Raw genomic sequence first — 563 nt, 5'->3', positions numbered from 1 at the left:
TGGAATCCAAACTGGTCACCGCACCGTTTGCGCCCTCTTCCACTTTGTTGAACAAGACCCAACCGTCATCAATGTTGTGGTGAGACAAACAACGGATGAAAGTGTTGCCATCGCCGATGCGCATCTTGGCCGCAAAACCGTCTGCGTTGATCTGCGAAGGATCCATGTTGTTGTAGCTTTCGCTTTCAATCACTTGGTTGTAACTTGCCCACAGTGCGCGGCCAATGTTTTCAGGAGAGGGGAGCACGAAACCAGCATCTGGCGCGCCGTGTGTCACCATTTTTTCGAAGGTGTTGTGGCTACCATGAACAATGAACTGCGCACCCGCAACTTCAATACCTTGGTAATGCCAGTAATTTGCCTCGTGACGAAGTTCCGAAACAAAGCGAACATTGTCTCCTTCCGCACGTAGGTGCTTGAGCTTGTCGGCACTGCCACTCGCCGTCAGCGGAATTTCCATCCCTTGGTAGTCGCCATCTTTCAAAATGATGGTGCCACCAGCAGGAAGCAGTTCTACTGCGGTAGCTAAATCAAGCGGTTGTGCTTGAGATCCGTTGCCTTTG

The 563-nt window shown here is 51.3% G+C and carries 1 pseudogene; it reads right to left on the bottom strand.

What is annotated here, in order from left to right:
- Nucleotides 1-563 (bottom strand): annotated as a pseudogene (locus R7O13_RS29565) (exopolygalacturonate lyase); the annotation flags it as partial.

It is taken from the genome of Vibrio sp. Y176, assembly GCF_033438945.1.
The sequence above is the reverse complement of the archived record's forward strand: the minus strand, read 5'-3'. Positions and strand labels throughout refer to the sequence as shown.